Source organism: Pseudidiomarina andamanensis (genome assembly GCF_009734345.1).
Lineage (GTDB): Bacteria > Pseudomonadota > Gammaproteobacteria > Enterobacterales > Alteromonadaceae > Pseudidiomarina > Pseudidiomarina andamanensis.
Genome location: NZ_CP032551.1, coordinates 2,222,723 through 2,248,208, shown reverse-complemented (window position 1 = coordinate 2,248,208; position 25,486 = coordinate 2,222,723). Strand labels below are relative to the sequence as shown.

The 25,486-nt window shown below is 49.6% G+C and carries 21 protein-coding genes, 1 other RNA gene and 1 pseudogene; 4 read left to right on the top strand and 19 right to left on the bottom strand.

Features of this window, described 5'->3' with window-relative positions; genetic code table 11:
• Window positions 1–13 precede the first annotated feature (13 nt).
• Entirely contained in the window at window positions 14–946 is a 933-nt protein-coding gene (locus D3795_RS10715) for a M23 family metallopeptidase (RefSeq protein WP_156268624.1), read from the bottom strand.
• A 41-nt stretch (window positions 947–987) separates the two neighbouring features.
• On the opposite strand from D3795_RS10715, the gene D3795_RS10710 reads away from it, so the two are divergent.
• Window positions 988–1,464, top strand: a complete 477-nt coding sequence (locus tag D3795_RS10710; protein ID WP_156268622.1) for a DciA family protein — start codon at window positions 988–990, stop codon at window positions 1,462–1,464.
• A gap of 141 nt (window positions 1,465–1,605) precedes the next feature.
• Here the strand turns inward: D3795_RS10710 and lpxC are convergent, their stop codons facing one another.
• The 16 genes from lpxC to mraZ form a co-directional block, all read right to left on the bottom strand.
• Window positions 1,606–2,520, bottom strand: coding sequence for a UDP-3-O-acyl-N-acetylglucosamine deacetylase (gene lpxC / locus D3795_RS10705; protein ID WP_156268620.1), 915 nt, complete (start codon window positions 2,518–2,520; stop codon window positions 1,606–1,608).
• Between the two features lie 109 nt (window positions 2,521–2,629).
• Complete coding sequence (gene ftsZ, locus D3795_RS10700) at window positions 2,630–3,856, bottom strand: cell division protein FtsZ (RefSeq protein WP_375294512.1); 1,227 nt, start codon at window positions 3,854–3,856, stop codon at window positions 2,630–2,632.
• A 64-nt stretch (window positions 3,857–3,920) separates the two neighbouring features.
• A complete protein-coding gene (gene ftsA, locus D3795_RS10695; protein WP_156268618.1) occupies window positions 3,921–5,153 on the bottom strand; it encodes a cell division protein FtsA in 1,233 nt (410 codons plus the stop codon).
• A gap of 1 nt (window position 5,154) precedes the next feature.
• Window positions 5,155–5,895 (bottom strand): cell division protein FtsQ/DivIB, encoded by a 741-nt coding sequence (locus D3795_RS10690; RefSeq protein ID WP_310942344.1) that lies wholly within the window; start codon window positions 5,893–5,895, stop codon window positions 5,155–5,157.
• 1 nt (window position 5,896) lies between these two features.
• Window positions 5,897–6,820, bottom strand: a complete 924-nt coding sequence (locus tag D3795_RS10685; RefSeq protein WP_156268616.1) for a D-alanine--D-alanine ligase — start codon at window positions 6,818–6,820, stop codon at window positions 5,897–5,899.
• Window positions 6,820–8,313, bottom strand: coding sequence for a UDP-N-acetylmuramate--L-alanine ligase (gene murC, locus D3795_RS10680; RefSeq protein ID WP_156268614.1), 1,494 nt, complete (start codon window positions 8,311–8,313; stop codon window positions 6,820–6,822). Before murC ends, D3795_RS10685 begins: the two co-directional genes overlap by 1 nt.
• Complete coding sequence (gene murG, locus D3795_RS10675; protein ID WP_156268612.1) at window positions 8,310–9,416, bottom strand: undecaprenyldiphospho-muramoylpentapeptide beta-N-acetylglucosaminyltransferase; 1,107 nt, start codon at window positions 9,414–9,416, stop codon at window positions 8,310–8,312. The genes murC and murG overlap by 4 nt, the downstream gene beginning before the upstream one ends.
• Window positions 9,413–10,699, bottom strand: coding sequence for a cell division protein FtsW (gene ftsW, locus D3795_RS10670; protein ID WP_156268610.1), 1,287 nt, complete (start codon window positions 10,697–10,699; stop codon window positions 9,413–9,415). Before ftsW ends, murG begins: the two co-directional genes overlap by 4 nt.
• Window positions 10,680–12,044: a UDP-N-acetylmuramoyl-L-alanine--D-glutamate ligase gene (gene murD / locus D3795_RS10665; protein WP_156268608.1), complete on the bottom strand. Its 1,365-nt coding sequence runs from the start codon at window positions 12,042–12,044 to the stop codon at window positions 10,680–10,682. The genes ftsW and murD overlap by 20 nt, the downstream gene beginning before the upstream one ends.
• 3 nt (window positions 12,045–12,047) lie before the next feature.
• Entirely contained in the window at window positions 12,048–13,130 is a 1,083-nt protein-coding gene (gene mraY / locus D3795_RS10660; RefSeq protein WP_156268606.1) for a phospho-N-acetylmuramoyl-pentapeptide-transferase, read from the bottom strand.
• Window positions 13,124–14,566, bottom strand: a complete 1,443-nt coding sequence (locus D3795_RS10655; RefSeq protein ID WP_156268604.1) for a UDP-N-acetylmuramoyl-tripeptide--D-alanyl-D-alanine ligase — start codon at window positions 14,564–14,566, stop codon at window positions 13,124–13,126. The genes mraY and D3795_RS10655 overlap by 7 nt, the downstream gene beginning before the upstream one ends.
• Window positions 14,563–16,053, bottom strand: a complete 1,491-nt coding sequence (gene murE, locus D3795_RS10650; protein WP_173021025.1) for a UDP-N-acetylmuramoyl-L-alanyl-D-glutamate--2,6-diaminopimelate ligase — start codon at window positions 16,051–16,053, stop codon at window positions 14,563–14,565. The genes D3795_RS10655 and murE overlap by 4 nt, the downstream gene beginning before the upstream one ends.
• Window positions 16,046–17,794: a peptidoglycan D,D-transpeptidase FtsI family protein gene (locus tag D3795_RS10645; protein ID WP_156268600.1), complete on the bottom strand. Its 1,749-nt coding sequence runs from the start codon at window positions 17,792–17,794 to the stop codon at window positions 16,046–16,048. The genes murE and D3795_RS10645 overlap by 8 nt, the downstream gene beginning before the upstream one ends.
• Complete coding sequence (gene ftsL / locus D3795_RS10640; protein ID WP_156268598.1) at window positions 17,785–18,102, bottom strand: cell division protein FtsL; 318 nt, start codon at window positions 18,100–18,102, stop codon at window positions 17,785–17,787. The genes D3795_RS10645 and ftsL overlap by 10 nt, the downstream gene beginning before the upstream one ends.
• Window positions 18,092–19,042, bottom strand: coding sequence for a 16S rRNA (cytosine(1402)-N(4))-methyltransferase RsmH (gene rsmH, locus D3795_RS10635; protein ID WP_156268596.1), 951 nt, complete (start codon window positions 19,040–19,042; stop codon window positions 18,092–18,094). Before rsmH ends, ftsL begins: the two co-directional genes overlap by 11 nt.
• Entirely contained in the window at window positions 19,042–19,500 is a 459-nt protein-coding gene (mraZ, locus tag D3795_RS10630) for a division/cell wall cluster transcriptional repressor MraZ (protein WP_092856553.1), read from the bottom strand. The genes rsmH and mraZ overlap by 1 nt, the downstream gene beginning before the upstream one ends.
• Window positions 19,501–19,688: 188 nt before the next feature.
• On the opposite strand from mraZ, the pseudogene D3795_RS11530 reads away from it, so the two are divergent.
• Window positions 19,689–21,839: pseudogene (locus tag D3795_RS11530) on the top strand (putative bifunctional diguanylate cyclase/phosphodiesterase); the annotation flags it as partial.
• Window positions 21,840–21,934: 95 nt separating this feature from the next.
• On the opposite strand, the gene rnpB reads toward D3795_RS11530, so the two are convergent.
• Window positions 21,935–22,292, bottom strand: an RNA gene (rnpB, locus tag D3795_RS10610) — RNase P RNA component class A.
• Between the two features lie 11 nt (window positions 22,293–22,303).
• Complete coding sequence (gene rsmI, locus D3795_RS10605; RefSeq protein WP_156268592.1) at window positions 22,304–23,155, bottom strand: 16S rRNA (cytidine(1402)-2'-O)-methyltransferase; 852 nt, start codon at window positions 23,153–23,155, stop codon at window positions 22,304–22,306.
• Between the two features lie 94 nt (window positions 23,156–23,249).
• Between rsmI and D3795_RS10600 the strand changes: the two genes are divergently transcribed.
• Both D3795_RS10600 and D3795_RS10595 read left to right on the top strand, forming a co-directional pair.
• Window positions 23,250–25,112: a penicillin-binding protein activator gene (locus tag D3795_RS10600; protein WP_156268590.1), complete on the top strand. Its 1,863-nt coding sequence runs from the start codon at window positions 23,250–23,252 to the stop codon at window positions 25,110–25,112.
• Window positions 25,113–25,129: 17 nt separating this feature from the next.
• Window positions 25,130–25,480 carry a YraN family protein gene (locus tag D3795_RS10595; RefSeq protein WP_156268588.1) on the top strand — a complete coding sequence of 117 codons (351 nt, stop codon included), beginning with the start codon at window positions 25,130–25,132 and terminating at the stop codon, window positions 25,478–25,480.
• Window positions 25,481–25,486 lie beyond the last annotated feature (6 nt).

Sequence of the window (25,486 nt, the reverse complement as noted above, 5' to 3'; positions counted from 1 at the left end):
CAATCGAACGGCCTTAATCGGCCGAACGATAGACATATTTGTATGGGTCAATTTGACGATTGTTGCGTAGCACTTCGTAATGAACATGTGGCCCCGTAGAGCGACCGGTGCTACCTAAAAGAGCAATTCTCTGCCCCCGAGTGACAACATCACCTTCTTTCACCAATAATTCTTTGCTGTGGCCATAGCGAGTCTTTAACCCGCCACCGTGATCAATTTCAATCAACTGACCATAACCTGAACGCTCACCAGCCCATGTGACAACACCAGCACCAGTAGCATAGACACCAGCGCCTTCTTCTAAACTGGCGAAATCGAGACCTTTATGCATTGCGGGACGACCGTTAAATGGGTCTTTACGAATTCCGTACTGTGATGACAACCAACCTGAGTCAACAGGACGACCTGCAATATAGCTCTCTGCTGAGATATGGTGACTCATCATCACAGACTCAAGTAGCGACAGCTGTTTTTGTTTACTGGCAAGCTCACCCATCATGCCTTCGATTTGGTCGATAACATCACGGCCATCAACTTTAGGTGCATCGGTTACTGAGGCCTCTGGGCCACCCATGATCTCGATCAGCGGTTGCTCAAACGCAAATTCACCGTTATCAAGATCGGCCACTGAGGCTAATCGCTTACCAAGTGCATCAAGGCGACGCAGTTGCGACTGCATTTCACCTAAATAAATGGTCATAGCGGTGAGTTTTTTCTCGGTTTCGTCTTTAAGCTCGCGTACAGCTTGCTCTTGTGCAGCTAACGCGATTTTTTCTTCTGTAATTTTCGCCCGGGCAGCTTCTGGGTCTAAGCCCTGATACTCCCAAGGTTTCGTTACAGCAAGCACGCCAAGCGCAGCAAGGCCGGCCAGCGACATTAAACGTCGACGGCTCAGCTCAAAGCTGAATTTTACTTTGGTGCCTCGGTAGAAGACTGATAAACTCATGCAATCTCTCGCTGCTAATTATAATTAAATGGCACGCAAACATGGCTCGAAAACGACCTCGCGATATCCAACAACTGTTTGGCGGTCAGCGCTTACAGCGTTTTACTGACTTTACAGAGCAATACCAACGCTGGCAACAGCAATTGCAACAATGTTTTGTTGCACTGCAGCTGTCGCCTCTGTTGGCACACTGTAAAGTGGTGTCGGTTCGTGCGCACACCCTCGTGCTCGAAGTCTCATCAGCTGCACTTGCAAGCCGCATAAAACTTCAGCAAAGCCGCATTATAACGCATTTTCAAGATGAATCTACGGGGCATATCTCTCGTCTTGACGTGCAGGTGCGTCCAAAAATCGGTACGCCTTCACCTCAAACGGCCGAAAAAGTATCGCAACCCGTTCAAAACGCAAGTAAAAATGATGATGAGACGGTGGCGAAATTGCGTCAACAGGCGGAGTTGTGTGAGGAGCCGTTGCGGTCACAATTGCTCGCCTTGGCGGAGAAATACGAAAGAACCTAAAAGCGTTATTCGTTATTCGTTATTCGTGAGTTTGGTACGTTTGAGAGCCTTGCTCACGATTCGCGCACTTTTCCTTATGCAGGTTTTGGTTTTTCGTTTTTTCTTTTTCGAACAACCAATAACGAATAACGACTAACGGTTTTACGCGAGGGATGGGTTCGCGAAGGCGATTGGCGCTGCTTCAGCTTCGTCTTCAAACGTCACAAATTCCCACGCCTCTTGATTCTGCAGAACCGCGCGCAACAACTGATTATTCAGGGCGTGACCTGATTTGAACGCGCGCAAGTTGCCCAGAATCGCATAGCCACCCATGTAAAGGTCACCAATTGCGTCGAGAATTTTATGTTTAACGAACTCATCGTCGTAACGTAAGCCGTCACTATTGAGAATACGGAATTCATCCAATACCACGGCGTTATCGAAGCTGCCACCGAGTGCCAGGTTGTTGGCACGCAACATTTCGATGTCTTTCATAAAGCCAAAAGTACGTGCGCGGCTGATTTCTTTAATGAAATTGCTGCTACTGAAATCAATGCTCAGCACTTGGCCCGTGTCGTCAATTGCCGGGTGGTCGAAATCGATAGCAAAGTCGATGCGGAAACCGTTATGGGGTAGCAGTTCCGCCCACTTGTCACCTTCTTCAACCCGAACCGGCTGTTTAATTTTGATAAACTTTTTCGCTGCGCCTTGCTCTTCAATTCCCGCGCTCTGTAGCAGGTATACAAAGGGGTGAGAGCTTCCATCCATGATCGGGATTTCGTGGCTATCCACTTCTATAACGAGGTTATCGATGCCCATAGCCGCTACTGCCGCAAGCAAATGCTCAACGGTAGATACACGCACATTGTCATCGTTAATCAGACAGGTACACATACGCGTATCCCGCACTAACTCAGCGTTAGCAGGAATATCAACCGCAGGGTTCAAATCAACACGGCGAAACACCAGACCTGTATTCACAGGTGCTGGGCGCAGCGTGAGCTGAACCTTGTTGCCTTTATGCAGGCCCACACCAGTGGTTGCAATTGGCTGTTTGATTGTACGTTGTTTAATCATGTCTGTTCTTCTCGTTCTTCTAAAAAGTTAAGAAGCGTCTAGTCCTTTGACTAGCAAAAGGCGCAGTAGTTTACCGGATTATCTAAAAATCCGCAAGAAAACTACGTTCCTAATCGACTTGACGGCGTAAAAATGCCGGGATGTCGAGATAATCCATATCTTTGCCTTGATTTGCCTGAGGTTTTGACGCTGGCTTCGATGCCACCGGCTCTGCCTCCATTGGCTCTTCATCTACTTCTGGCTCCAGCTGGCGTGCCGTTGCCGTGTTGCTGTAATTATTACCAGCAGCTGGGCTACCGCTTGAAGTACGGTTACCATAACTTGACGCTGGTTCGCGACGATTAACCAACGAAATATCAGGCTTTCGTTCGCCACCAATACCGGTAGCAACGACAGTAACGCGCAATTCTTCCGACATATCCATATCGATAACGGTACCAACGATAACGGTAGCGTTCTCAGACACGAAGCCTTTGACCACGTTACCGACAATCTCGAACTCTTCCATGCTCAAGTCCATACCAGCGGTGATGTTCAACAACACGCCACGTGCACCAGAAAGATCGATATCTTCGAGGAGCGGGCTGTTGATCGCCATCTCGGCAGCTTCCTGCGCACGGTCTTCACCACGTGCCACACCGGTACCCATCATCGCTGTGCCCATCTCGCGCATAACTGCACGAACGTCAGCAAAGTCGACGTTGATTAAACCGTCACGGGTGATTAAGTCGGAGATGCCTTGTACCGCGCCCAATAATACGTCGTTTGCCTTGCCGAATGCATCAAGCAAGCTGGTACCTTTACCTAAAACTTTCAAAAGTTTTTCGTTCGGAATGGTAATCAACGAGTCAACGTGACGACCAAGCTGCTCAATGCCCTCTTTCGCAGCAGCCATACGGCGCTGACCTTCGAACGGGAATGGCTTGGTAACGACCGCGACCGTCAAGATACCGAGTTCACGCGCAACTTCTGCGACAACTGGTGCCGCACCGGTACCCGTACCACCGCCCATACCGGCAGCGATAAAGACCATATCGGCACCTTGCAATTGCTTGCGAATTTCATCACGTGCTTCTTCAGCGGCTTGACGCCCCACTTCTGGGTTGGCGCCAGCACCGAGTCCTTTGGTGATGTCGCTGCCGAGTTGAATGGTTACATGAGCACCGTGATTACGCAGCGCCTGCGCATCGGTATTAGCGACAATAAATTGCACGCCCTCAATGGACTCATTGATCATGTGTTTCACGGCGTTGCCACCGCCACCACCGACGCCGATGACTTTAATCACCGCATCAGTATCAAAGTTGTTGAGTACTTCAAACACTTCTTCTGACATGTTAATTCTCCTTTAACCTGCTTATTGTACTACCCCTAAATTCATATCCAAAATGTTGTTTTTATTAAAACTCGCCCTTAAACCAGCTCAGCAAACGTTTCCCCATTCCTATAACGTTCGTTGAACTAGCTTCAGTTTGACGATTTTGGACATCTTGTTGGCCATAACGTAACAAACCAACCGCTGTCGCGTAGGTTGGATCTTGTACGTAATCGCTCAAGCCGTGCATACCAAGTGGCTCACCTAAGCGCACTGGCATTTGAAATATTTCTTCGGCAAATTCAATCGCGCCTTCCATGCGGCCGCAGCCACCGGTCATCACAATACCTGCCGCAATTTGATCTTCTAAACCGCTTTGCGTGATTTGGTCACGAATGAGCTCAAACAGCTCTTGATAACGTGGCTCAACCACTTCAGCCAAAATATGGCGCTCCATACTGCGTGACGGACGTCCGCCTACTGAAGGCACTTCAATATGGTCATCTTTACCAACCAGCTCGCGCAATGCGCAGGCGTACTTGGTTTTAATTTCTTCGGCGTGATTCAGCGGTGTACGGAATATTTTCGCGATGTCGCTGGTTACCTGATTACCTGCCGCAGGAATGACTGCAGTGTGACGTAACACACCACCCGTATAAATATTGATATCAATGGTGCCAGCACCCATATCAACTAACGCCACGCCTAAGTCTTTCTCGTCGTCAGTCAGCACTGCGTAGCTTGAGGCAAGCGCTGAAAAGATCAGACGGTCAACACTTAACCCGCAACGTTCGACCGCTTTTTCGATGTTCTTCGCCATGTCGTTCGCACAGGTAATAATGTGAACCTGCGCTTCCATACGTACACCAGACATGCCAATTGGACTCTTAATGCTCTCTTGCGAGTCGATAATAAATTCTTGTGGCAGAACATGAAGAATGCGACGCTCTTGCGCAATCGGCACTGATTTCGCGGCGTGTATCACGCTATCGACGTCGTCTTGCGTTACTTCTGCTTCGTTAATCGGCACCATGCCTGATTCATTCTGACACGCAATGTGACGGCCTGAGATATTTAAGTAAACCGAGGCAATACGACAGTCAGCCATCAGTTCAGCTTCTTCAACCGCGCGTTGAATAGACTGAACCACCAGGTTCAAGTCGTTCACACCGCCTTTATCCATGCCACGCGCAGCTGCAGCACCAACGCCTATCACGCTGATGTCACCGTCGGGCATGACTTCACCAATCAGCGTCACCACTTTGCTGGTGCCGATGTCTAGCCCTACTACCATGTTCCGTTCTGCTGCTTTCGACATGCTACTTTCTCTCTTGTTCTTCTTCTTTCCACGCCACCGCAACGCCGGTGTCATAACGTAAATCGACATAATCTATTGGCTGCGTTTTATGGCGAACTATGGTCGGGAACACCTCTATAAATCGCTGTACCCGTTCTAGTAAGCCTTCGCGGCCTAAGCGCAGACGAATGCCAGATAGCAACTCAACATCCACTGCAAAACGCTCTGTGAGCGTTAGCGCCACCACTTGATGGCCATTAATTTGAAGCAGTTCACTCACTTGCTGATACTGCTCCACGGTTTCTTTTACTGCGTGTTCTGGGCCAAACAATTTGGGTAATAGTTCGTCAATTACCGATTTGTCGACTTCAAACACTTCGCCCGTTGCACTGACTAAAGCATTCGGACGGCTATTTTCATTCCAATGGCCGAGCGGATTCTGCTCAACCAAGTACACCTTTAATATATCTGGCCACTCTTTACGCACCGACGCTTGTTCAATCCATGGCTCGGCTTCAAGGCGCTCGCGAATCACATTCACATCCGCCGAGAAAAAACTACCCAGTTCTTCTCCTGCTAGCGCATCGCGTACCTGTGTGCGCTCTAAATACTTCAACTCGCCCTGTACCACTAACCGCTTCAACGGTACTTCGTTGGCATCCATGGCGAGGTAATACAACCACGCGACTCCCGCTATGGCTCCGATGACGACGCTGAGAAAAAAGCCGAATCCCAGCCAAAACTGCCAGCGGATTGCCGCCACACTACACCTCGCTAAGTTCGAGAATGCGCATCACCAATTGCTCAAAACTCATACCAATGGCTTTTGCAGCCATGGGCACTAAGCTCTTGGTGGTCATACCCGGCACCATATTCGCTTCAAGTAACTTAAAATTCCCGTTGTGGTCGCACATCACGTCAATACGTCCCCAACCTTTGCCGCCCACAGCATGAAATGCGGTTACCGCCAGTTGCTCTAATGCGCGCTCCTCGAGTTCGCATAAGCCTGCAGGGCAGTGGTACTGCGTGTCGCCAGCTTGGTACTTCGCATCGTAGTCATAAAATTCGTGCGTCGATTGCACGCGTATTGCCGGCAATGCTTGGTCGCCTAAAATCGACACCGTGTACTCTGGGCCACTGAGCCAGCTCTCAACTAATGCCTCGCGATCATACTTGTGTGCTAATGCCACAGCCTGTTCAAGTTCGGTGGCATTGCGAGCTGGGCTCATACCAATACTGCTGCCTTCTTGTGCTGGCTTTACCATCACCTTGCCACCTAAATCGGTGATCAACGCTTGCCAATCCACTGGGCGACCGCGCGCAATCACCGCACTTTGCGCAACCGGTAAACCAGCCGACTGCCAAACTTGTTTGGTACGAACCTTATCCATTGCTAGCGCGCACCCTAACACACCGCTTCCAGTGTAAGGAATGCCCATATATTCAAGCGCACCTTGAATAGTGCCATCTTCACCACCGCGGCCGTGCAAAACAATAAACGCACGGTTAAATTGTTGCTCGACTAAAGTTGTGAGCGGCTGCGCTGCCGGGTCAAATCCATGTGCATTAACGCCCTGCGCTTGCAATGCGGCGAGAACGGCCTGGCCCGAGCGTATCGATACTTCTCGCTCTGCTGAATGGCCGCCGTACAACACAGCGACTTTGCCAAACTCTGTTTTCGCTACCATTACTTCGTTTCTCCTTGCAGCTCATCGGCTTTTTGACGCAACTCGGTTGGCGCTAACTGCGTGGCTACTAAATCGCGTGCAATCGCACCAATGTTTCCGGCACCTTGCGCCAGCAACATATCATTCGGTTGCAACACATCCGCTAACACTTTGTACAGAGACGCACGGTCACCCACATAAATCGGTTCCATTTGTCCACGCATACGAATAGCGCGAGCCAACGCTCGACTATCGGCACCCGTTACTGGCGCTTCGCCGGCACTATACACATCCAACAGTAACAACATATCAACTTCGCTTAATACATTCACGAAATCATCAAATAAATCGCGTGTTCGTGAATAGCGGTGTGGTTGAAATGCCATAACAATGCGGCGGTCAGGCCAACCAGCTCGTGCTGCGGCAATTGTCACAGCCACTTCAGACGGATGATGCCCGTAGTCATCAACTAACAACACATCGCCTACCGAGCTGTCCTGTTCACATGCAAACGCACCAAGGTGCTCAAAGCGGCGCCCAATACCACCAAATTTCTCGAGTGCTGCGATAATTGCGTCATCGCTGACGCCTTCGTCGGTCGCCACAGCGATAGCGGCTAATGCATTCAAAGCATTATGTTTACCTGGTAGATTCACGGTGACATGCAAAGGTTCATAGCCATTTCGATAAACCGTAAACGAACTTTGTCCACCGTTTTGCTTGTAGTTAGCGCCCCGCACTTCGGCATCATCGCTAAAACCATATGTGATAATTTGACGACCGACACGTGGCAGTAGATCGCGGACGACCGGGTCATCAACGCACATCACCGCTAAACCGTAAAACGGAAGGTTGTGAAGAAAATCCACATAGGTATCTAGAAGTTTATTAAAGTCGCCACCATAAGTATCCATATGGTCCGCTTCAATATTGGTGACTACCGAAACCATTGGCTGCAAGTGCAAAAACGAAGCGTCGGATTCATCCGCTTCCGCAATCAAGTATTTACTAGTACCCAAGCGAGCATTGGTACCAGCACTATTGAGCAAACCACCAATCACAAAGGTTGGATCTAATTCTGCTTCAGCAAATACACTAGCAATTAGGCTTGTGGTGGTGGTTTTACCATGAGTACCGGCAATCGCCACGCCATGGCGGAACCGCATGAGTTCTGCCAGCATTTCAGCACGTCGTACTTGTGGAATCATCTGCTCTTTTGCAGCAACGAGTTCTGGATTATCAGCTTTAATCGCAGACGAAACGACAATCACGTCGGCGCCTTGAATATTTTCGGCGGCATGACCGATAAAAATTTCGGCACCGAAATGACGTAATCGTTGTGTATTCGCATTTTCAGCGATATCTGAGCCGGCAATGGTGTAGCCTTGATTCAGCAATACTTCAGCAATACCACCCATACCGGCGCCACCGATGCCGACAAAATGAATGCGACGTACGCGACGCATTTCCGGCACACTGACCACTGTAAATGGGGCTAACTTCTCTTGCTTCATTGCTCTTTGCCTACGTTTATTTGTTCTGGATTTGCCCAACGCTCACATTGGCTAACTACCGCCTCTGTTGCATTTGGATAAGCAGCTTGTGCTGCATTTTTTCGCATGACTTCGCGCCCTTCACGGTCGCGTACTAATTCAGTTAACAGTTGCACCAAAGGCGTTATTTCTTTTAACTGACTTTGCGGTAATAACCGCGCAGCACCTGCTCGCACGAGCTCATTGGCGTTCGCCGTTTGGTGATCATCCACGGCATGCGGTAACGGCACAAAAATCGCTGGTGTTCCGACAACAGCCAGCTCGGCAACGGTTAACGCACCAGCACGACAAATGACGATATCGGCGTTGCTGTATGCGCTGTGCATGTCATGAATAAAATCTTCAACTTCTAGTGAAACAACGTTCGCTGAAGCATAGGCCTGCTTTACGTCAGCGCTACGACCGACACCGCATTGGTGGTGGACGCTAAGTTTCTGCTGAAGTTCAGCATCTAACTGTGAAACGGCTGCTGGAACCGCCTCATTCAATGCTTGGGCCCCAAGACTACCGCCAACAATAAGTAAGCGCACACTCTCGCTAGATTCTCTTGCTTCTAGAGGCTTCAACCAGTCTGCACGTAATGGGTTACCAACTACTTCAGCGTCTGGCAACTGGGCCTTTGCTGCAGCAAAGCCGACCATCACATGCTGGGCTATACGCGCGAGTATTTTGTTCGTCAGCCCCGCAACGGCATTCTGCTCATGCACTAATAGCGGAATACCAAGTGATCGCGCCGCGAGTCCGGCAGGGCCACACACGTAGCCTCCGAACGACAAAAGCAACTGCGATTGGTGCGCTTTAAGCAAGTGTCGACATTGACGAAATGCCTTAAATAATCGCCACGGCGTACCCAATTTCCGAATCAAACCATGACCGCGAACACCCTGCATGGTGATTTGCTCAAGCTTGAAGCCTGCTGCTGGCACAACTTTACTTTCTAAGCGCTGTTCGGTCGTACCTAACCACACAACCTCCCAGCCATAACCACGCAGCTGCTCTGCCACTGCGAGTGCTGGAAAAACATGGCCACCGGTGCCGGCCGCAGCAATCATCACACGATTCATGCGGCACCTCCGGCTTTGGTTACGCTACGCCGACGCGGTGCTACTTTGATTTGGCTAACACGCACTTCGTAATCCACGCGCAATAGAATGCCAATAGCGACACAACTGATAAGCAAGCTGGTACCGCCGTAACTAATCAACGGTAAGGTCAAGCCTTTGGTTGGCAGTATGCCCGCTGCAGCACCAATATTGACCATCGCTTGGAAGGCAAACCAGATACCAATACCATAGGCCACAAAGCCACCGTATTGATGCCCTGCGTGAAGCGCTTTTTGTCCTAAGTGCATGGTACGAATCACCAATGCAAACGACAGTACCAGAATGAGCACAATACCGAAGAATCCGAGCTCTTCGCCAACCACAGCCATAATAAAGTCAGTATGAGCTTCTGGCAGATATTGCAACTTTTGAATACTGTTACCGAGGCCTTGACCAAACCAATCGCCGCGACCAAATGCCATTAACGACTGCGTGAGCTGATAACCACTGCCGAATGGATCTTCCCACGGGTCTAAGAAAGAGATAACTCGACGCATCCGATACGGTTCTTTCACAATCAGCAACACAATGGCTAAGGCAAATGCGATCATCACGCCAAAAAACTGCCATAGACGCGCGCCTGCAAGAAATAACATGCCAACCGCAATACATGACATGACTACGAGCGAGCCAAAATCCGGCTGAAGTAGCAGAAGACCAGCGAAGCAGAACAAAACCACCAAGGGCTTTAAGAAACCTTTTAGGTTTTCCTGAACTTCACCCACACGACGAGTCAGATAGCTCGACATGTAGATAACAAAAAACAACTTAGCGACTTCGGCTACTTGCAGTGTTAGTGGGCCTAATTTGATCCAACGTTTGGCACCGTTGACTTCGTGGCCAATGAACAAAACCATGAACAACATTCCCATCGAGATGAGAAGAAGGACGCCACTGCCTGCCGACCACCATTGAATTGGTATCTGAATAACCGTGATCAACAACGCAATTCCCAGTGCCACATAGAATCCATGCCGGATCATGAAGTGGAACGGATTGCCGGTGAGACGTTCAGCAACAGGAAACGAAGCTGACGTCACCATCACCAAGCCAATTGCAATTAATGCGAGTGTTAACCACAACAACATGCGGTCATACAATAAGGTGCTGTCTTTACCTACCCACCAATCGCGCCAACGCAGCCATGGCGATACACTCAAAGCATCAAGCGACGGCTGGATACCAAGTTCCAGCTGTTGCTCAGTACTATTTGAGGTACGCACTTTATGCGCTCTTGCGACCATAATGGGCCTCCACTGCAGCGCGGAATTTTTCGCCCCGCTGCTCATAGTTCTTAAACATATCTAAACTGGCACAGGCTGGAGACAACAACACCATGCTGTTCGGCGTTGCTAACTCTGCAGCTGTTGCTACGGCTTCTTCAAGTGTTTTAACTCGCACTGCATGTTCAACTTGATTGGCAATACGCTCGCCGTCTTTGCCGAGCACAATCACCACGTCAACTTGCTTGAGTGCGGCACGGAAGTGTGCGAAATCTGCGCCCTTGCCGTCACCGCCAGCAATCAAAATCAGCTTACCCTTTACCAACTGGCGGGTGCCAAAGATAGCCGCTTCAGCGGCACCAATGTTGGTCGCTTTTGAATCATTGACCCATTGCACTTGCTGATATTCACCAACCAGTTCGCAGCGGTGCGGCAAGCCTTTGAAGTTACGTGCGGCATCAAGTATCTCATGTGGGTCGACACCATAGGCATAAACCAGAGCTAGCGCAGCCTGCACATTTAATAAGTTATGCACGCCCGTCAATTGTAACTCGCTTGCTTTTAACAACGGCTCTCCGGCAAAGCTAATGGCAAATTCGCCGTCCTCTTCGGTCAGTCCGAATTGATCGGGGCCGTGTTCACTGCTTGGCGACAAGCCAAACGTTAACTGAGCATTGAGTGGAACTAACGATGGCGCGGTCATTTCCTGTTCGCGGTTCCAAATAGCAACATCGACGCGGTTGTAGATACGATGTTTCGCGTTGCTGTAATCACGTAAGTCGCTGTAACGATCCATATGGTCGTCACTAATGTTCAAGATGGTGCCGCCGCGTAAATGTAAATCGTGCATCAGCTCAAGTTGGAAACTTGATAGTTCCAGCACAAACACATCGGCCGGTTGCCCAACTAGATCAAGCACCGGCACACCGATATTGCCGCCCATGGCGACCTTTTTACCGGCTGCGGTCAATAAATCTGTGACCAAGCGCGTCACCGTCGATTTGCCGTTTGACCCGGTAATACCAAGAACTGGTTTATTGGCATGCCGTGCAAATAAATCCATATCGCCAATCACTGGAATAGCCGCATCGCTCGCTAACTGCAAAGCCGGCGTTCGCAAATCGACGCCGGGGCTCACAATGAGTAAATCCATTGCGAGAATGTGTTCTAGTTGCAGCGGTCCAGTATGAATTTCTAGCTCTGCATGAAGTTCGGCTAACTCTTTTAAACCCGGTGGCTCAGCGCGGGTATCAAAGATGATTGGGGCAATATCACGTTGCAGCAAATAGCGCACACACGACAACCCAGTTTGGCCAAGACCGACCACACCAATTGCTTCATATGTATCTAATGCTGCTAGTTTCATTGTTTATCTCAGCTTCAAGGTTGCTAAACCAATCAATACAAACACCAAACTTAATATCCAAAAGCGCACGATAACGCGTGGCTCTGGCCAGCCTTTCAATTCGTAATGATGATGGATAGGCGCCATCCGAAATACGCGTTTACCGCGCAATTTGTAAGAGCCCACTTGCAACATCACACTCAAGGTTTCCATCACAAAGACGCCGCCCATAATGAATAACACCAACTCTTGGCGCACCATCACGGCTATCACGCCAAGTGCTGCGCCGAGGGTCAGTGAGCCGACATCGCCCATAAACACCATCGCTGGATAGGTGTTGAACCAAAGAAAGCCTAAGCCGGCACCAAAAATAGCGGTACACACAATCAACAGCTCACCTGAGAGTGGCAAGAACGGAATGTTCAAGTAACTGGCGAAATTCGCGTTACCCGAGGCATACGCAAATACGCCAAGCGCCCCCGCTACCATAATAGTTGGCACGATTGCCAACCCATCCAGGCCATCGGTCAGGTTCACCGCGTTACTCGTGCCGACAATGACGAAATAAGCAAGCAAGATGTACATCAGGCCAAGTTGCGGCATGACATCTTTGAAAAATGGCACCAGTAATTGTGTTTCAGCACCCACGGTTGCATGCGCGTATAGGTAGACAGCGGCGAGTGTGGCAATGAGTGATTGCCAAAAATATTTCCATCGCGCCGGAAGGCCTCGCGGATTTTTCTGTACGACTTTACGGTAATCGTCGACAAAGCCGACAGCACCAAAGCCAAGCACTACCGCCAACACCACTTGCACATAGTGGTTGGTAAGATCAGCCCACAATAAGGTTGAGAGCACGATAGAGGCAATAATCAGAACACCGCCCATGGTTGGCGTACCCGCCTTACTCAAATGGCTTTGTGGTCCATCATCACGCACCGCTTGGCCAACTTGCAGCCGCTGCAAGTACTTAATGAGCGTTGGTCCCATCCACAGGGAAATCAACAATGCGGTCAACACACTTAAAATGGCACGCATGGTTAAGTACGAGATAACGTTAAACGCACTCGCAAATTGAGTTAGGTATTCCGCTAACCACACTAACATGCGTGTTTTCCTTCCTCTGAAGTCATTGGTTTCAATTCATCCTGACGTTCTTGCAAAGCTTGCACCACGCGCTCCATACGCGCGCTGCGCGAGCCCTTCACTAAAATGGTAATTGGTGCTGCCGCTTGATTCACGGTTTCGATAATCGCTTCAACGGCACTCTCAAAACTTGAAAAGTGACGACCACCTCGGCCATTAAAGACTTCGCTCGCACTTTGACTCAGTACACCCAAGGTGTAGAGGTTATCTATACCTGCGGCAATAGCGTAGACACCAACCTCCTCGTGATATTCGCGCGCTTGGCTGCCAAGTTCGCCCATATCACCGAGCACCATCATGCGATAGCCTGGATAAACCGCAAGCATGTCAAGCGCCGCTTTAACTGACCCAACATTGGCATTGTAGGTGTCATCAATCAGCTGAATATGGTCGTTCAATCGAATGACATTCAAGCGTCCAGCAACCGGCGTTAATTGCGCTAATGCCGTTTGGGCATCAGCGAGCGCACAACCTACCGCAACTGCGGCGCGGATGGCTACCAGCGCGTTGTCAACATTGTGTAAACCAGGCAAGCTGAGCTGAATATGACCGGTTTGCGCCTGTTCGCCTGTCAGTTCGATATCGAACTCGGCGCAGCCCTGTTCATTAACCTGCACGTTCGATGCGCGCACTGTCGGCTGTTCATCACCAGCATCAATCACTCGACCAAAGGTTTCGTGTTTGATCTCGGCTAACATCTGTTTCCAGCCTTGTGCAAACTGCGAATGAAATGGCGTTAACGCTAAGCCGTGCGGCCCTAAGCCTCGGAAAATCTCAGATTTTGCTCGATAGACGCCGTGAATATCACCAAACCCTTCCACGTGTGCCGGCGCGACATTATTAATAATGGCTACATCAGGTTGAGTTAAACGGGTGGTGTACGCAATTTCACCTAAGTGGTTCGCACCTAGCTCAATGACGGCATATTCATGCTGTGGTTCAAGGCGTAGCAGGGTTAATGGCACGCCAATGTCATTATTGAAGTTGCCTGCTGTGGCAAGCACCTCGCCACGTTGACGTAATATCGCCGCTAACATTTCTTTGACGGTGGTTTTACCGCTACTACCGGTTATTGCAATTGTTTTAGGCGCCACTTTCGCTTTGACTGCGGCACCAAGCAAACCCAATGCATAACGGGTGTCATTGACGATAATTTGTGGCGCCGCTGCGCATACATCGTCGGTTAATTCGCGTTCGACAATGAGTGCCGCGGCACCTGTTTGTAATGCTTGAGCGGCGAAGTCATGGGCATCGAAGTTCGGCCCTTTCAACGCAATAAATAAGCAATCTTTTGGCAGCGTCCGGGTGTCGGTACTCACTTGATTTATGGTCCGATTAGCGCCAACTAAACGCCCTTCAACAGCGGCGGCTATCCATGCTAAGTCAATACGAATCATGAGAGCTCCTCCGCAGTTCGTGTGGCCATGATCTCGGCAACCAATGCCCGTTCGTTATAATCGATGCGCTGTTGACCAATCACCTGATAGTCTTCGTGTCCTTTGCCGGCAAGTAGCACAACGTCGCTGGCTTTCGCTTGTGCGATGACTTGGCGCACCGCATTTTCACGCCCCATAATAATCTGCACACGTTGGCGCGTTGGCATACCGGCGACAATATCCTGCACAATTTGCTCGGGCGGTTCAGTTCGTGGGTTATCGTCAGTGACTATCACGCGATCAGCCATATCGGCTGCCACCGCTCCCATTTGCGGACGTTTTCCGCGGTCGCGGTCACCACCACAACCAAACACGCACCATAATTGGCCGTCGCAGTGACGACGTAGAGCGCCGAGTACTTGCTGTAAGGCATCTGGCGTATGCGCGTAATCGACAATGACTAATGGCTTGCCGTTGGCACCGCCGAAGGCTTCCATGCGACCGGGCACAGCATGCAATTGTGCACAGGCGGCAGCTACTTTTTGTGGCTCATGCCCTAAGCTAACAACGGCCGCAATGGCAGCTAATAAGTTGTAGACGTTAAAGCCGCCTAATAACGGCGACTGCACTGGCATTGCTTCTACGTGTTCAGCGTCATAGCGCACATGCAAATTAAATTGTGTACCGTCGTGGTCATACTTGACCTGTTCCGCCCAAATACTGCGAGCAGCATTTTGTGGCGTTAAACTAAAGCGCCAACTGTCGGTTCGGTCCGGTAACCAAGCCGCTACTGCCGAATCATCGGCATTCAGCACGCTGAACTGAGTATCTAACTCAGTGAATAGACGACGTTTTGCACCTGCATAGTTCGCCATGGTGCCGTGATAATCCAGATGGTCGCGGCTGATGTTAGTTGCCACGCCAACTTTGAAGTGCAGCGCTTCGACACGACGCTGCACTAATGCATGCGATGATACTTCCATGGCGACCGCTTGAGCACCTTCACTACGCATCACGTGTAATCGATGCTGAACAGCAATGGCATCTGGCGTGGTATGCGTCTCGGGTAACAAGCGTCCTGGGAATCCCGAACCAGTCGTACCAATAACGCCACACGGAATACCTAAGGTTTCAAGTAATTGCGCAGCAATATAAGTCACTGAGGTTTTGCCGTTGGTACCGGTCACCCCAATCACTGCGAGCGCCTGTGACGGCTCATGGAAAAATCGACCTGCGATGTCTGATAATTTATTCTTCAGTTGCGGCACTTCGATAACCCACGTGCGACCGCGTAATTCCATGCCAACCGTTTCTGAATCGGCTAACACCACGGCAGCGCCAGCAGCAATCGCCGCGTCGATAAACTGTCGCCCATCTACCTGATAGCCCGGTACTGCTACGAATGCATCGTTAGCCGCTACTTGACGACTATCGAGCTTCAACCCGCCCACTTTCACAGCGGGCAGTTGTAAAGGGTAATCTGGTAACAAGGCCATGAGATCAATCATCTGCACCTCCGAAACCAGCTGCTTTTAGTTGCGCATCGGCCAAATTATCCGGTGGAATATTCATGACGCGAAGTGCATCACCTACAATTTCCGAAAACACGGGCGCAGAAACCTCACTACCATAATATTCATCACCGCTTGGTTCGTTCACAGTCACCACCACGGCTAAACGCGGATTACTGACTGGTGCAATACCGGCAAACAAGGTCACGTATTCTTCGCCATAGCCGCCCGCAATTGCTTTACGTGACGTGCCGGTTTTACCCGCAACACGATAGCCTCGTACTTGAGCACGTTTACCTGAACCATTTGCCACGACGCTTTCCAGCATGCCAAGAACGGTCTCAGCCGTACTGGCAGAAATGACTTGCTCACCTTCAGGTGTGCCTTCACGACGTTGAATCGTTAACGGCACTCGCTTCCCGCCATTGGCAATAATGGCGTACATTTGCGCCAACTGCAGTGTCGTCGCCGACATGCCATAACCGTACGACAATGTTGCAATTTCAAAATCAGACCAACGCTGTCGGTTTTGTAAAATACCGAAACTCTCACCCAACATAGCTACCCCTGTGTCATTCCCAAAACCAACCGCAGCGTAAGTATCCAACATATTGTTGATACCCGTAGCCAATGCGATTTTGGCAGTGCCAACGTTGCTAGAGTTCTCTAAAATTTGTGTAATTGTTTGTTCGCCACGATTAATCGGATCGCTCACACGGCGACCGCCCAACCGTAACCAACCCGGACTGGTATTAATCACGTCGTTCGGCTTGATAACACCGGCTTCTAAACCTGCAATCACAGCCAGTGGTTTCACGGTCGAGCCAGGCTCGTAGGCATCGGTAATCGCACGATTACGCAACTTATGCGGTTGTAAATCATGACGATTATTTGGGTTGTAGGACGGGCTGTTGACCATTGCGAGTACCTCGCCGGTTTTCACGTCAAGAATCACTGCCGAGCCAGAAGTCGCCTGGTGATAGCGCACGGCCTTTTTGACTTCGGCATAAGCCAGTGATTGCAAGCGTTGATCAATACTCAGCGTTAATTGTTGTGGTTGTTGCGCTTCGGTTACCCGAATTTCTTCAACAACCCGTCCTGCCGCATCCTTGCGATAAACTCGCTCACCGGGCACGCCGGTAAGAACCTGATTGTAAATAGCTTCTAGACCTTCAATTCCAAGGCCATCGATGTCGGTAAAACCAACAACGTGGGCGGCGATTTCACCGGCGGGATAAAAACGCCGTGATTCAGTTTTTAAATACACACCTGGTATATCTAATTGACGCACGAATTCCGCGACACCTGGGGTGACTTTTCGCTCTAGGTAAACAAAGCGGCGCGTTGGGTCAGCCACTTTGCTCATTAAATCGTTTACATCGGTACGAAACACCTCCGCTAACGCCAACCAGCGCTCGCGATTGGCTAGGCCATCGCCTTCGTGAACTCGTTTCGGATCTGCCCAAACAGTTTGTACTGGCACGCTAACCGCCAACTCGCGACCATTGCGGTCTAAAATACTGCCACGTTGCACCGTTGTCGCGTTTGTGCGAAGTGAACGAAGATCCCCCTCGTAGATTAGGCGCTCTGGCTCGATCAGCTGAATGTAAGCCGCTCGTGCCACCAAAGTTCCAAACACGCCAAACACCACCAGCAAAGCGAAGTAAAAACGTCCCTTGCTCAAGTGTGGTTGCGCTTTTTTGACAGCGCGGCGGTTCGGTTTTGGTGTTACTGCCATGGCACTAGCACCTCCTGGTCAGCTTCAGCGCGCACCATATCAAGGCGCTGTTCGGCAATACGTTCAACTCGGTTGTGTTCCGTTAAGGTATTCTGTTCAATCTGTAAATGACGCCACTCAATATCAATTTCATCACGCTGCGATAACAGCTCATCACGCTCAATAGTTAGCAAGCGATGGCTATGCGATACGTAAATCACCGCCATTGCACTGGCGATAACCATTAAAAACAGCAAAACCAACACAAGGTGTTGGCGAAAATCGTCAAATAAAACAGCTACTAATGCAGGGACGCGGCTAGCTTTCATAATCTAACCTCGCTGCGATGCGTAGCACGGAACTCCGCGCTCGTGGATTTGCTTTAATTTCAACCGCTGATGGCTTAATCGCTTTGCCAATTAAGCGCAACGTTTGGCCGCGATCAAAGTCCGCATCTCGTATGGGAAGCCCTGCGGGAATTGGCCGACCTTGTGCTTGGGCTCGCATGAACCGTTTAACCATGCGGTCTTCTAGGCTGTGAAAGCTGATCACAGCAAGGCGTCCTTCCGGTTTCAAACCACTAACAGCGGCGGTTAATGCCGTTTCAATTTCATCAAGTTCGCCGTTGATATGAATACGAATACCTTGGAAGCTGCGCGTTGCTGGATGCTTATGTTTGTCTTTAAACGGCACCGCTTTGGCAATAAGCTCCGCCAGTTCCCGCGTTGTCGAAAGAGGTTGTTCCTCACACTGCTTCACAACAGCTTGGGCAATTCGCCAAGCAAAGCGCTCCTCGCCATACTCTCGCAACACAAATGCAATTTCATCGGCGCTGGCAGAATTCAGGAAATCTGCCGCCGTCATGCCAGTACTGGTGTCCATGCGCATATCAAGTGGGCCTTCACGCATGAAACTAAAGCCACGTTCGGCGTCATCCAATTGTGGGGAGGATACGCCAAGATCAAAAAGTATTCCGTCAAGCTTGCCGCGCAATTGCTGCGTTTCAAGCACGTCGTCTAATCGTGAGAATGGGGTGTGGATGATGGTAAATCTTGGATCATCACGCAAGGCTTCTGCTGCAGCAATCGCGGTGGGGTCACGATCCAGTGCATAAAGTTTACCTTGCGAGTTTAATTCGGCCAGAATAGCGCGCGAGTGCCCCCCTCTACCGAAGGTTGCATCTAAATAAATTCCGTCTGGTTTGATCGCAAGAGCCTCGATGGACTCTTGTAACAACACCGAGACGTGTTGTTGCGCTTCTGTTGTCATTATAATGAGAAGTCTTGTAGTCGATCACTGTGTGCCAAGTCGTCTTCTTGCTCCGCTGCCATATCGGCTGCGATTTGTTCTTGCCATGCCGCTTCAGACCAAAGTTCAAACTTATTGAGCTGACCAATAATCATGATCTTCTTACTCAAATCCGCATGTTGACGCAGGGTTGGTGCTATCAAAATGCGACCGTTTTTATCCATTTGGCAATCTTCGGCGTGACCCAGTAACAAACGCTGGAGACGACGCTCCGCGGGGTTCATGCTTGATAAGGTGGTGAGCTTCTGTTCAATCAATTGCCACTGCGGCAACGGATACAACAATAAACAGGGTTGCTTGATATCGATGGTGCAGACCATTTGCCCGTCACAATCCAAAAGCAGACTCTTGCGATACTTTGCTGGTATCGCGAGCCGACCTTTGTCATCTAGACTGAGTGCTGCTGCGCCACGAAACATATTATTTGATCCACTATTACCCACAAATCCCCACAATGTGACAGTCTAGGTGCCGATCTTTCCACCTGTCAAGGAAAAATGATTGGTTTGCGATATGTAACAGCGCTTGACGGCAAGGATTAGGTAAAGGATGATGCGAGTACTATGTCAATTAGCATATAATTCTAATAACAAGCTTTCTCATATAAATGAAGCAGATAGATGTTGTGAGTTTTCCAGATAAGTTCGGTAAGCAGTCCGAACGCTGGCGCTTATTGCGCTACCTTGTTGTTGTGCTCTTTATTGCATCGGCTTTGTTGTACGCGGTGTACCTTGTGGTCGACGGCGAACGACAACAACAACTGGAAATAGAAAAACGCCGAACCAGCGAGCACTTAAGTGCCATGCGAGGCCAAATTGAACAGCGCTTACAAGCCAATATGTTAGCACTGCGTGCGCTGCGTCCTGAAATTCTGTGGCAAGATACCCCTGACCGCGTTCGTCTACAACACATCATTGATGAGTTCCTATCTTCGAATCTCGATATTATGCATGTGGCGCTTGCGCCTGATTTGGTCGTTAAGTTTGTCTATCCCGTTGAAGGAAACCAATCCATTATTGGTTTTAACTACCGACTTGATACCGATCAGTACGCCGGTATATTACGCGCCATTGCTGTAAAGGATGTCGTGTTAACCGGCCCGATGCGCCTTACACAAGGCCGCGATGCCTTAATTGCTCGCATGCCAGTATTCCGAAACGACCGTACCTTGTGGGGGGTTGCTTCGTTGGTGATTGACCATGTGCACCTGCTTGAGGGCGTTCGCTTTTACCAGCATCCGAATTATTCGTTCGCAATTCGCCATGCAAAAAATGATTTAGAGCCTAACCCGCAAGCCTTTGCCGGTAGTGATGATGTCTTTAATCCTGATGCGCTCGTTACTGAAATAACCTTTCCTCGGGGACGCTGGGAATTAGCTGCTTACCCCCGCGACGGCCAATGGGTTGCTACCAATGCTGATTTTTGGCTGCACTGGGCTATTGGAATTGGTCTCACCGCAGTTATTTTATCGGCATTTTTAATGCTGATTTTTACCCAACATCGACTGCGGGGCGCTATTTCCACCATTGCTTATCAAGCTCGCTATGATGGTTTAACGGATTTACCGAATCGAAATTTCTTTGCTGAGCAACTTGGCGCAGACATTCGTGCGGCACTTCGCAATCAGCAAAAATTTGCCTTATTGGTTCTTGATCTTGATCATTTGCGAGAAATAAATGACGTATTGGGTCATGAAGTTGGTGATGCCTTGTTGCAGCGGGTAGCGGAGCGTATTCGAACCAGTATTCGCGAAGATGACCTGCTTGCTCGTATCGGCGGTGACGAATTCGCCATTGTTTTGCGAGATCTCAACGACCCGAGTGAAGCTGAAATTCGGGCGAAAGCTATCATGAATGATCTTTTGCATACACTCGATATTGAACACAACCATATCAACATGACCGCCAGTACTGGTATTGCGATGTTCCCGCATGATGGTCAAGAAGTGCAGCAGTTATTGAAACATGCAGAACTGGCAATGTATGCCGCTAAAGCACAAGGTGCGATGAGTGTTCATTTCTTTGATGAACAATTGCGTCAAAGCACTGAGCGCGATATTAATTTACACCATCAGATTATAAAGGGCATTGAGGCCGAGCAATTTGAAGTGCATTACCAGCCAGTTATTGAGACAGAAACTGGTTTACTTACACGTTGTGAAGCGTTGATTCGGTGGACCCACCCAGAACGTGGTGCCATATCCCCAGCTGAATTTATTCCTATTGCCGAGAAAACAGGTGCAATTATTGGGTTAGGTGATTTTGTATTGCGTCAAGTGGTACGGGATTGGAAGAAAATGCACGAAGCGGGCTTAGATTTAGCCATTGCGTTGAACCGTTCACCACGTGAATTCAATGACCGCCAGGCAGCAACACACTGGCTCAATGTGATAGCAGCGGCCGATGTGCCGACCAATCGATTGATGTTCGAAATCACTGAATCGATGCTCATGCGCAATAAAGAACGTCAATTCGCCAACTTACGTAAGCTGCGTGATGCTGGTATTTCGTTGGCGATAGACGATTTTGGCACCGGTTATTCAAGTTTGAACTATTTGCGCTCGTACCCGATTGATGTGATTAAGATTGACCGCAGCTTTTTGCATAACGTACCGCACCAAGGTCAACAAAAAGCGTTAGTTGAAGTGCTTATACGTATAGCGCACACGTTAAACATGAGTGTGGTAGCCGAAGGTGTTGAGCATGAACAGCAGGTGGAGTTTCTACAGCAGCAGAAATGCCATTACCAGCAGGGCTTTTTCTACGGACGTGCCATGCCATTGAATGAATTCATTCGCTTCACCCAGCAGTTCAACCGTGATGTATTAGAGCGAACTAATTCTGAAAAAGAAGTGTCGGGAGCCAGCCGGTAAGCCGGGTTCTGTCGTGGACAATCATTCGTCTAGCCACTAGATCACTCTAGCGTTCAAGCAGTCTACCCGGGTTCAACGCGGGCCGCGCCAATGAACCCCTATTTGACCTTGCTCCGGGTGGAGTTTACCGTGCCACGAACTGTTACCAGCCGCGCGGTGCGCTCTTACCGCACCCTTTCACCCTTACCTGTTCCTGCTTGCGCAGGCCATCGGCGGTTTGCTCTCTGTTGCACTAGTCGTCGACTTACGCCGCCCAGACGTTATCTGGCACCCTGCCCTATGGAGCCCGGACTTTCCTCCCCCTATGCACGCATAGGCAGCGATTGTCTGGCTGACTCCCGACGCGCATTCTACTGGTTATCTTGCTCGAGCGCCAGTTGATACAAGGTGTTTTTACGTGCGCCGTGAATCTCCGCAGCCAAGGCCGCGGCTTTTTTCAATGGCAACTCTTTACGAAGCAGGTTAAGCGTTCTTAATGCGGCGGGGTTCACGTCATCTTCTTCTACTTCAGGCGCACCACCAAGAATGAGCACCATTTCACCACGCTGTTGGTTACTATCACTGAGCACTTGCTGCTGAACTTCGCCAATGGTGCCGGTTAGGTAAGTTTCAAATTGCTTGGTCAGTTCACGCGCCAGTACTAACGGACGTTCACTACCAATTGTCGTCATTAAGTCTGCTAATGTATCAGTGATGCGATGTGGTGATTCATAAAAAACCATGGTACGTGTTTCGTCTGCGAGCTGCTCAAGACGCTTGCGGCGTTGCTGTGGTTTTGCCGGTAAGAAACCTTCAAAGCTAAAACGGTCGGTTGGCAAGCCTGCACCTGACAAAGCAGTGACAAATGCACAGGCGCCTGGCAAGGCAATGACTTTGATGCCAGCTTGACGGCACTGTTGTACCAACACGTAACCAGGGTCAGAAATTAATGGCGTACCAGCGTCACTAATTAACGCAATCGATTCACCGCGCTGCAGCCTCTCAATCACCTGTTCTGCACGTTGCCGCTCGTTGTGTTCATGCAGCGCGAACATGGTTGCGCGAATACCTAGATGCTGCATCAGTTGTCCGCTATGACGGGTATCTTCAGCGGCAATGGCATCACACATGCGTAAGACATTAATTGCGCGCTCAGTGATATCCGCCAAATTGCCAATAGGTGTTGGCACAATATATAAACAGCCAGCGGTATCGGTCGTCATGTTAACCCCTTGTAAGAACCCGTCGGCGTGATTGTGAAGCCTTGCCGTAGGGTTTATAGTATGACCCATTGTAAAAAACGTGGGTGAATTCAAAATGTCTGTTGCTATTGTGCCAAAGAAGTTTCTGTTGTGCATGGTTATTGTTGCGTTGTTTACTGCACTCAATGGCTGTTCTTCAGCACCGCGTTCGTCCTCAACACAAGCACCAATCAGTGACGACAGCTCTGATTTCACCGCAGTACCTCTTGATGAACAATTTCGCTCGGCGCAAAGTTGGCTTGCCAATGCGCGACTAATGCAAGGCGAAGAGCAGGTTGATGCGCTATTGCAAGCAGCTGCAACTTTTCAGCGCGATGGACACTGGCAGCAAAGTGCGGTGGTTATTGCCCAGATTCAACGGCACTTTGACGATGCAAATTTAAACACCGCTCAAAAACAACTCATGGCGCTACTTGAAGCACGTTTTGCGGGGCATGAGGGGCGCTGGAATTACGTCGAGCAAGTTCTTGAACCGTTACTTCTTCCGCGCCTATCGGTTGATTATCCTGAGCAAACTTTAGAGCTGGCTCTGCGGTCCGCAAGCGCACAACGAAAATGGGAGCAAGCGGCAAGCTATCAGTTGCAGCTTATTAATGTTGCACCAGACAGTACAACACCGCAGCAAGCTTGGGAAATTTTACGGAACGTACAAGAGCCCGACCAACTGACATTGCCACCAAGTTTTCAGCGTAGCCAGTTGGTCGCCGGCTGGGCAGCATTAGTACGGGCATTGCACCAGATTAATACGACGCCTTCACAATTAGATGCTGTATTGACTCAATGGCAAGGGCAATTTCGTGATCACCCAGCGCAGTTCGTTGTTGATAAGTTGATTGCACTGACCGAACAGCCGCGTAATCGCGCACTGGTGTTACTTCCGCTAACAGGTCAATATGCCGAGCAAGGGTTAGCAGTTCGTGATGGCCTAGTGAAAGCTCTGAGCCGATTGCCTCAAGTAAGTGCGCAGTTTCTAGATACCAATGCTATCGAGTTCACCGCCCTTCCGGAATTATTGCAACAACATCAAGCAAACGTATTAATTGGTCCTTTATTAAAGCCGAACATTGCGGCGATTGACGCTTCTCAATTACCAGAGAATCTTCCTTGGCTTACGTTAAATGAGCCCAGTGGTGAGCTTAATGAGACTTCATTACAACAGCATTTCTTCGCCTTGGATGCCGAGACTGAAATACGCCAGGCAGCCAAACATATGGCAAAACAAGGATACCGTCATCCAATTGTGCTGGCACCAGCTACCGAGCGCGGCCAACAACACGCCGAAGTATTTCGAGCCGCCTGGGAAGCTCAATTCAATGACCCTGTTCCGATGTCGTTAGGTGATTATCGCAATACTGAAGAGATGAAAAATGCGGTTCAAGATCAATTAGGCGTCACCACTAGTGAAGCGCGTATTTATCAAGTTAAAATAGCTGCGGGTAAGATAATTGTCGATTCACAGGCGCGTAGCCGTGCTGATGTTGATTCGGTTTATCTGGTGGGTGGCATTGAGCAAACTCGATTGTTAAAACCGTTTATTGACGTCAATATTTCGCCATTCATGAAGGCGCTACCCGTTTATGCGAATTCAGGTAGCCATACGCTTCGCAATGATCTGAGCGAAAACGATCTCGATAATGTTCGTTTTACGGACGCACCATGGTTACTGCCTGGTCACAATGAAGCGAAACAGCTTAAACAACTGCTCGAGTTACGAAATAACTGGGGCTATAGCACCGCACGTCTGGTCGCCTTTGGGCATGACGCCTTGCTGCTAAGCCAACGCTTACCGTTATTACAGACCATGCCGGGTATTTCTGCACAAGGGCTAACTGGCGAACTCACCGTTCGTAACAATCAAATTGTGCGTGAACTCAATTGGGCTAAATTCAAAGGTCACGATGTGGTTGCGGGCCAATAACATAATGAGGACAAGGAATGTCTCGAAAAGATATCGGAAATGACGGCGAAGCAATCGCCCGCGCATTACTTGAACGTCATGGCTTAGACCACGTAGAAAGTAACTACAGTTGTGACATGGGTGAAATTGATTTAATTATGCGGGAAGCGGATACTTGGGTGTTCGTTGAAGTAAAAAGTCGCAGTAACGAGCATTTTGCTAGTGTTGTGGAACAGATTACCGCCGCGCAGTGTCAAAGGATTCGGCGATGCGCGCAACTCTTTCTCATTCAGAATAATTTAAATGAACATATAACGCGCATGCGCTTCGATGTCGTTGCTATAGTAATGGATTATGATCAGGCGCAATGGTTGCAAGATGCGTTTTAACGAGGT

Excerpts from the sequence above, each read along its gene's own strand:
- D3795_RS10685 (WP_156268616.1), bottom strand. The coding sequence starts at position 6,820 with ATGGTAGCGAAAACAGAGTTTGGCAAAGTCGCTGTGTTGTACGGCGGC.
- lpxC (WP_156268620.1), bottom strand. The coding sequence starts at position 2,520 with ATGATTAAACAACGTACAATCAAACAGCCAATTGCAACCACTGGTGTG.
- D3795_RS10655 (WP_156268604.1), bottom strand. The coding sequence starts at position 14,566 with ATGATTCGTATTGACTTAGCATGGATAGCCGCCGCTGTTGAAGGGCGT.
- D3795_RS10710 (WP_156268622.1), top strand. The coding sequence starts at position 988 with ATGGCTCGAAAACGACCTCGCGATATCCAACAACTGTTTGGCGGTCAG.
- murE (WP_173021025.1), bottom strand. The coding sequence starts at position 16,053 with ATGATTGATCTCATGGCCTTGTTACCAGATTACCCTTTACAACTGCCC.
- rsmH (WP_156268596.1), bottom strand. The coding sequence starts at position 19,042 with ATGACAACAGAAGCGCAACAACACGTCTCGGTGTTGTTACAAGAGTCC.
- ftsZ (WP_375294512.1), bottom strand. The coding sequence starts at position 3,856 with ATGTCAGAAGAAGTGTTTGAAGTACTCAACAACTTTGATACTGATGCG.
- ftsW (WP_156268610.1), bottom strand. The coding sequence starts at position 10,699 with ATGGTCGCAAGAGCGCATAAAGTGCGTACCTCAAATAGTACTGAGCAA.
- D3795_RS10715 (WP_156268624.1), bottom strand. The coding sequence starts at position 946 with ATGAGTTTATCAGTCTTCTACCGAGGCACCAAAGTAAAATTCAGCTTT.
- murD (WP_156268608.1), bottom strand. The coding sequence starts at position 12,044 with ATGAAACTAGCAGCATTAGATACATATGAAGCAATTGGTGTGGTCGGT.
- murG (WP_156268612.1), bottom strand. The coding sequence starts at position 9,416 with ATGAATCGTGTGATGATTGCTGCGGCCGGCACCGGTGGCCATGTTTTT.
- D3795_RS10595 (WP_156268588.1), top strand. The coding sequence starts at position 25,130 with ATGTCTCGAAAAGATATCGGAAATGACGGCGAAGCAATCGCCCGCGCA.
- rsmI (WP_156268592.1), bottom strand. The coding sequence starts at position 23,155 with ATGACGACCGATACCGCTGGCTGTTTATATATTGTGCCAACACCTATT.
- mraY (WP_156268606.1), bottom strand. The coding sequence starts at position 13,130 with ATGTTAGTGTGGTTAGCGGAATACCTAACTCAATTTGCGAGTGCGTTT.
- D3795_RS10645 (WP_156268600.1), bottom strand. The coding sequence starts at position 17,794 with ATGGCAGTAACACCAAAACCGAACCGCCGCGCTGTCAAAAAAGCGCAA.
- mraZ (WP_092856553.1), bottom strand. The coding sequence starts at position 19,500 with ATGTTTCGTGGCGCAGCAGCACTCAGTCTAGATGACAAAGGTCGGCTC.
- ftsA (WP_156268618.1), bottom strand. The coding sequence starts at position 5,153 with ATGTCGAAAGCAGCAGAACGGAACATGGTAGTAGGGCTAGACATCGGC.
- D3795_RS10600 (WP_156268590.1), top strand. The coding sequence starts at position 23,250 with ATGTCTGTTGCTATTGTGCCAAAGAAGTTTCTGTTGTGCATGGTTATT.
- murC (WP_156268614.1), bottom strand. The coding sequence starts at position 8,313 with ATGAAGCAAGAGAAGTTAGCCCCATTTACAGTGGTCAGTGTGCCGGAA.
- ftsL (WP_156268598.1), bottom strand. The coding sequence starts at position 18,102 with ATGAAAGCTAGCCGCGTCCCTGCATTAGTAGCTGTTTTATTTGACGAT.